Origin of the sequence: Polaribacter sp. Z014, from assembly GCF_023555435.1 — a bacterium.
In the GTDB taxonomy this organism is placed as follows: domain Bacteria; phylum Bacteroidota; class Bacteroidia; order Flavobacteriales; family Flavobacteriaceae; genus Polaribacter.
This window is the reverse complement of record NZ_JALCZP010000044.1, coordinates 1-6,674: the sequence shown is the minus strand read 5'-3', so window position 1 is coordinate 6,674 and position 6,674 is coordinate 1. Positions and strand designations below refer to the sequence as shown.

Below are 6,674 nucleotides of genomic sequence, written 5' to 3'. Positions count from 1 at the left end.
TTTAAAGACCAAATGCACGGTGGACGTATGTTGTTTGCAGATATTCATAAATACGACCTTAAAGATTTACCACATTGGATGGAAAAACAAGTCTATTTAAATATGGGGTCTCTTTTATTAGGAGTTGCTGCTTTAGGTATAGACGCTTGCCCAATGGAAGGTGTAGATGTTAAAGCTTTAGATGAAGAATTCGGCTTACGTGAAAAAGGATATACGGCTTTAGCAGTTGTATCTTTAGGTTATAGAAAAGACACCGATTTCAATGCGAAGCTTCCAAAATCTAGATTTTCAGAAGAAACCATAATTACCAAATTATAAAATAAACGAGAACACTATAAAAAAGCATATTATGAAAAGCACCATAGTAAAATTTACAGCAAAACCAGAACACGCAACTAGTTTTGCAGCAACCTTAAAAGAAGCACAAGCAGCAACGCAAAAAGAAGCTGGCAATAAAGAAATTAAAGTATTTGTATCTAAATCAGATGCCAATGTATTTTTTGTTTACGAACGTTGGGTAGACAAAGCAGCAATAACATCTCACGATAACGAGCCGCACACAAAGAAGTTAATGAAAGTAGGGCAAACTGCATTAGCAGGTGCTCCAGATTTTTATTTCTTAGGGGATACAAACCCGTTACCAGACCATTCTAAATCTGCAAACGCAGAAGATGAAGTATTTATCATTTTCTTCATTTTTAAGTTGAAAACAGAATTTAGAGCACAACTTTTAAATCAGTTTGAAGATCACATTACACATACCAGAAAAGAGGAAGAAGGAAACATTCTTTTTGACTTATATACAGTAGACGATCAAGAAGATACTTTGGCGGTTTATGAACATTGGAGAAAGGAATCTGATGTTTGGGATATTCATTTTCACCAACCTTACGCAGAAAAAACAGGTAAACTTATGGAAGAAGCTGTTGTTGGAGATTTAAAACAGTATATGAATTTTGTAACTGAAATTTAAAAAATTTTTAAAATGAAAAATATAATTATAGTACTATTTTACGTAGTTATAGTTGCAGTTGGAATTCAGGAGATTTCTGCTCAAGAACCAAGTATGAGAACATTTAATGAAAACACAAAAGCAGTACAATTAGATAAGGGTACGATGCAAATTTTTGATTACGGAGAAACGAAAGTCCATGCTTATGAAACCAAAGGTTTTTTTAATACACATGCTTTTTTTATTGAAAAAAAAGGAAAAGGAGTATTGATAGAAACACCGCCAATGAAAGATAATTACAAGGAGCTTGTAAATTATATTGTTGGTTTAGGTTATACAGATATTGATGTGATGGTTTCTTATCATTTAATAGGAAAGCACTTTTTTGATACGGATAAACTAAAATTTAACCATATATATTCTAATCAAGAATCTTTAGATTATATGACGAATTCTGGTAATGAATCGCTCTCAAAATTAGCAGAAGTTTCAGGTGAAGATCTAGACGAAACTACAATAGTGCCAACCGATTTACTAAAATCAGGAGCACAAGAAATTTCAGGAATTCCTTTTATTATTACACCTACTGGTTTTGGGTTTGATGTAGAAATACCAGAAATAAAGGCAGTTCACTTACATATGGTTGGTCATGATAATCATACCATGATTTTCAATACTGAATTTATAGATACGGTAATTAACGAGCTTTCCGCTTTTCAAGAAAAAGGATATACCACCTATTTTTCTTCACACAGTGCACCTGAAACTTCTGGAGACGTAACGATTAAAATCAACTATCTTAAAGAAATGAAAATACTACTAGCTACATCTAAAAACAGCGAAGAATTCATTCAGAAAATGGATAAAGCCTATCCAAATTTTGGATGGAGAAATTACTTATTAGGAAGTGCGAAAATGTTATTTCCAAATAAATAATCAATAAAAAACATACCAAAATGAAAGCAATATTATTAGAAAAAGCAGGAGGACCAGAAAACCTTCATTTAGCAGAAGTTAAAAAACCGAGTATAAAAGAGAACGAAGTATTAGTTGCTGTTAAAGCAATTTCGTTAAACCCAGCAGACGTAAAACCAAAGTACGCAGACGAGATGTTGAGTATGATGTACGGTAAAGAACGACCAATAATTTTAGGTTGGGATTTGGCAGGTACCGTTACGGAAATAGGATCAGAAGTTACAAATCTAAAAATAGGAGATAAGGTCTTTGGGATGGTAAATTTTCCCGGTGTTGGTAATACGTATGCTGAGTTTGTTGCTGCGCCAGAAGCACATTTAGCTGTCATGCCTAATAATGCTACTTTTATTGAAGCTGCTGCAACTACGTTAGCGGCATTAACTGCCCTACAAATTTTATCAGGAAAAATTAATAAAGGTGATAAGGTTTTAATTCAAGCTGGTTCTGGTGGTGTTGGTCATTTTGCTATTCAAATTGCTAAAAGCTTCGGAGCGTATGTAATTACTACTGCTTCCGCAAAAAACAAAGATTTTGTATTGTCTATTGGTGCAGATGAAGCTATTGATTATCACTCACAAAAATTTGAAGAAGTTTTATCAGATATCGACTTTGTTTTAGACACACAAGGAGGTAAAGTTTTAGAAAATTCAGTAAAGGTTCTAAAAAATGGAGGAACCGTAATTACAACTGTTGCACCAGATGTATCTGAAGAAGTGAAAGCTTTAGCTGAAAAGGAAAACAAAACAATTGCTAACATTTTAGTGCATTCTAGTGCCGAAGATATGTACACCTTAAAAGGGATGTTAGAAAGCGGAGCTATTAAACCAAATATCTATAAAACTTTTGCATTTGAGGCTATGGCAGACGCACACAGAGAAGTTGAAAAAGGAAGAACAGTAGGTAAAGTGATTGTTACTTTATAAAATTAATATTATAAAAAATATTAAAGCTGTTAGTGAATATTACGAGTAATTTTTTTTAATTATACCAAATGAATTTAATCAATCATTTTGATGTTTATTTGTTATTATCATTCCAAAATTAATAAACGAAACCATTATCGCTAACCTTTTAGCTATAATGGTTTTTTTGAAAATACGCCCCGTGTAGATATGGACAGATCCTGCAGAACGCGTAACTAAAAAAACCAAACAATTAAATATACCTTTAATCACACTAAAAATTGGTTAAACTTTTTTATTGAATGATCAAATTATAGAAAATCAAGATTGGTGAAATAAAATGCTTTTTATTGACTATTACCAAGCTTCTACAACTAAAGCAGGACTCTCAACGGAATGTGGATCTTTATTAAAATTACCATAGAAATTAGAATGTTTAAAACCAGCCTTCTCTAATAAAAGAGCCATGTCTTTTTTTAATAATGGTAATAATTCAATACTATTTTCTATTATTTGTTGGGTAGTTTTTACTGTCAATCGTGTATTAAAATCAATTTTATTTTGAGGTTTTCGATACCTATAAGAACGTTCAAAAATGATTTCATCATTTTCTATTCGTGGTAATTCCTTAATATTTTTGGCAATAATTCTATCATAATTCACTATTTGTAGTAATAATTTTCCGTCAAAAGTGAGTGCTGTTTTTGCTTGTTCCAAAAAATCATTTATTTCAATTATTGAATTCAAATGAACTAAGGTATTTCCAAAGCAAATAATACCATTGATAGAATTTTTATCAATTGAAGTATCTAATTCAAGCATACTTAGTTGCTCAAATTGAATTGTATCAGAATTACTTTTCTTATTCTTAAGCGCTGTTTGTATCATTTCTGCATCCATATCAACACCAAGTACACTTTTATAGTATTTTATCAATTCAAAAGAAAGCGTTCCAATACCACAACCAACATCTAGTATTTTAGCATTATTTTCAGGTATTTTAGAGGTGATAAAATTAATTTGTGCTTCATTAATTTTAAAAATATGATGATAATACGGTGCTATTTGCTGATAAAAACTCATGGTACTTATTTTGTAACCAAATATAGTTTTTCTAAAGTATTCAAAGTGCTTTATCTGTGAAGAATAAAAGCATCTTAATAACAAGAGCAAATGAAGTCTGGCGCTTGAAACATTAAAGATTCTGGCTAAACAGAACAATACTTAAGCAATTATTGCAATTTTCAAGTAAGGATTCGTATTTAAAAACGAATCCTTATTTTTGCTTAAAATCAAGATTTAATGCTAAAATACATTCAAAAACACGTTATTTTATCTATTTCGGTAGGTATCATTTTTTTATGCACTTTAGTCGTATTTTTTGCCACCGAAGAAAGTTATAACGTAATTGAAAATACTTCTTTATGGGTTCGGAATTATTTTGGATACTTTTATTTATATCTAGGTTTTGGCTGTGTTGTGGCGCTTTTATTGATTTCATTTTCTAAATATGGAAGGATAAAATTGGGCAAACCAAACGCAGAGCCAGAATACTCACTTTGGTCTTGGATTGCCATGTTGTATAGTGCCGGAATGGGATCTGGAATTTTATTAAGAGCAGTACAAGAGCCTGTTTTTATGCAACAAAATCCGCCTTTTACTTCTAGTTTGCCCAATGAAATTGTTGCATTAGAATTTACATTTTATCAATGGGGAATTACCGCTTGGGCATTTTACGGATTATTTGCTGTTATTGTTGGGTATGCGCTTCATGTAAATAAAAAGAAAGTAAGAATTAGTGCTACCATAGAAGATCGAATTAAAAGTAAACCAATAAAAGGTGGCGTAGATATCATTACCATTATCACCACTATTTTTGGTTTAATTGCCGCTATTGGTTTAGGAACAACGCAGATTAACGGTGGGCTAAGTCATGTTTTTGATGCTGATTTCGGTATTACATCAACCATTCTATTATGCGTATTTATCTCAACAATTGCGTGTTATTCTGCTTGGAAAGGTGTGAATAAAGGAATCAAAATATTCTCGAATTTAAACATTATTGTCACTTTAATCATTTTGTTATTTGTCTTTTTTACGAGCGATGTAAAACGTATATTAAGTTCTTTTTTTACTGCTTTGTATCAATATATCATCGATTTTATACCGATGAGTTTGGCCATTGGTAATTACAATCCTGGTTTAGATTTTTTAACAGATTGGACTTTCTATTATTGGGCATTTTGGTTGGCTTGGGCACCTTTTACCGGTATTTTTATAGCACGTATTTCTAAAGGTAGAACCATAAGGCAACTACTTTTGGGTGTTTTAATTATTCCGAGTTTAGGAACCTTCTTTTGGTTTGCTATTTTTGGATCTTCTGCATTTCATTTCATAGAAACTTGGGGAGTGTACAACAACCAATTTGGAAATGTATTTTCATCCATTTTTGTATTTTTTGAGCAGTATCCATTCGCTACATTTTTAAATATTACTTCTATTTTTCTATTAATCAGTTTTCTAATTACATCTGTAGATTCAGCCGTTTTTGTATTAAGTATGTTTACAGATAATGGCTCTAAAAATCCAAGTAAAACCCATCGTGTAATCTGGTCTGTTTTTATTTTACTAGCAACCATTGCTTTAATTCTTTTAGGTAATATTAAAGCCAGTGTAAATGTTTTAGAAGCGGTGCAACGTTTGTTAATTATTACTTCGTTACCGTTTTCGTTTTTCATAATCATAATGTTTGGCTTTTTTGTAAAAGACCTTAGAAACAACCGATTAAAAACAAAAAAAATAGAGGAAGACTAAAACGGAAGCCTTCAATAAAACAGATTTTTTTTCAAAATTTTAAATTAAGCTATTATATCATTAAAACTTACAAGTGGTTTTAAATTCTTTAGAATAAGAAGAGAAAGCACACGAGAGCCTACTTTATAGATTCCTTTCTTTTAGGAGCTGTAATTTATATTCTCTTAATGTGGAAAAGTATCTTTAAATAAAAAGTCGATTTTACAATTGCAGCCACATATTACAAACTAAAAGATTGGTTCAAACCACAAAATAACGAGAGAAAAACACGTATTACACTGATTAACAATCTCGTAATTTCACATAATTAGCAGCGCACAATAGCCGGAAAGCACTATAGACAAAGGCCTTTATATCTAAACTCTATGACGACTTAATATACTATTGAAAAATATAATTGAAAAAAAATAAAATATTTTTAGGACATTTATTAAAACTTTGTATATTCGCAGACCTTTAGAAAAATAAGTGGTTTTTTATCACTAAAGCTGATGTATAGTAGCTAATTTATAATCAGTAAGTTGGAGATTTCGAGTCCTTTTTTAGACTCAATAGAACAACATATTATTAGAGGTATTTAGCTTATTCATTGAAATAATAAATAAAGGGGAGATACTCAAGCGGCCAACGAGGACGGACTGTAACTCCGTTGACTACGTCTTCGCAGGTTCGAATCCTGCTCTCCCCACAATTTATTTTTTTCAACGCTAAAATGAATTAAACTGCTTCTTAATTCAGATTCCATAAACTTAAACTCTTTTTCACCAATTCTAGGTTATAATTTTAAAAGTATTCAATTTATAAAACTATTCATTTTTGTTTTTAAAACCTTTGTGATATATACAAGTTCATGGTAAACTTAACAATACAAAATTATAAATAGTTATTTTGTATATATTAAAATCTGGCAAGTGCCAAAGCTTACGAGGTTATATAGGATCAAGTCCAAAAGTTGTGGGATTCAGAAATTATGCATAAATATTTGAGAGTCTAAAAAGGAAAAATTTGATATTTCTAACACCTCTAAATTG

General features: G+C 31.0%; 6 protein-coding genes and 1 tRNA gene. 6 read left to right on the top strand and 1 reads right to left on the bottom strand.

Features of this window, described 5'->3' with window-relative positions; all coding sequences use genetic code 11:
* From MPF19_RS18545 to MPF19_RS18530, 4 genes are all read left to right on the top strand, one after another.
* The coding region (locus MPF19_RS18545) for a nitroreductase family protein (RefSeq protein ID WP_249989770.1) at positions 1-318 on the top strand (318 nt) is incomplete at its 5' end.
* Positions 319-349: 31 nt separating this feature from the next.
* A complete protein-coding gene (locus tag MPF19_RS18540; protein WP_249989769.1) occupies positions 350-973 on the top strand; it encodes a putative quinol monooxygenase in 624 nt (207 codons plus the stop codon).
* Between the two features lie 12 nt (positions 974-985).
* Positions 986-1,888 carry a hypothetical protein gene (locus MPF19_RS18535; RefSeq protein ID WP_249989768.1) on the top strand — a complete coding sequence of 301 codons (903 nt, stop codon included), beginning with the start codon at positions 986-988 and terminating at the stop codon, positions 1,886-1,888.
* 20 nt (positions 1,889-1,908) lie between these two features.
* Positions 1,909-2,850, top strand: a complete 942-nt coding sequence (locus tag MPF19_RS18530; protein WP_249989767.1) for an NADP-dependent oxidoreductase — start codon at positions 1,909-1,911, stop codon at positions 2,848-2,850.
* 336 nt (positions 2,851-3,186) lie between these two features.
* On the opposite strand, the gene MPF19_RS18525 is transcribed toward MPF19_RS18530, so the two are convergent.
* A complete protein-coding gene (locus tag MPF19_RS18525) occupies positions 3,187-3,912 on the bottom strand; it encodes a class I SAM-dependent methyltransferase (RefSeq protein WP_203395085.1) in 726 nt (241 codons plus the stop codon).
* A 219-nt stretch (positions 3,913-4,131) separates the two neighbouring features.
* Between MPF19_RS18525 and MPF19_RS18520 the strand changes: the two genes are divergently transcribed.
* Positions 4,132-5,643 carry a BCCT family transporter gene (locus MPF19_RS18520; protein WP_249989766.1) on the top strand — a complete coding sequence of 504 codons (1,512 nt, stop codon included), beginning with the start codon at positions 4,132-4,134 and terminating at the stop codon, positions 5,641-5,643.
* 606 nt (positions 5,644-6,249) lie between these two features.
* A tRNA-Tyr gene (locus MPF19_RS18515) sits at positions 6,250-6,331 on the top strand.
* The last annotated feature ends 343 nt before the right edge of the window (positions 6,332-6,674 follow it).

Bases quoted from the DNA above. Each gene is read 5' to 3' on its own strand.
- MPF19_RS18525 (WP_203395085.1), bottom strand. From the start codon at position 3,912: ATGAGTTTTTATCAGCAAATAGCACCGTATTATCATCATATTTTTAAA.
- MPF19_RS18530 (WP_249989767.1), top strand. From the start codon at position 1,909: ATGAAAGCAATATTATTAGAAAAAGCAGGAGGACCAGAAAACCTTCAT.
- MPF19_RS18520 (WP_249989766.1), top strand. From the start codon at position 4,132: ATGCTAAAATACATTCAAAAACACGTTATTTTATCTATTTCGGTAGGT.
- MPF19_RS18540 (WP_249989769.1), top strand. From the start codon at position 350: ATGAAAAGCACCATAGTAAAATTTACAGCAAAACCAGAACACGCAACT.
- MPF19_RS18535 (WP_249989768.1), top strand. From the start codon at position 986: ATGAAAAATATAATTATAGTACTATTTTACGTAGTTATAGTTGCAGTT.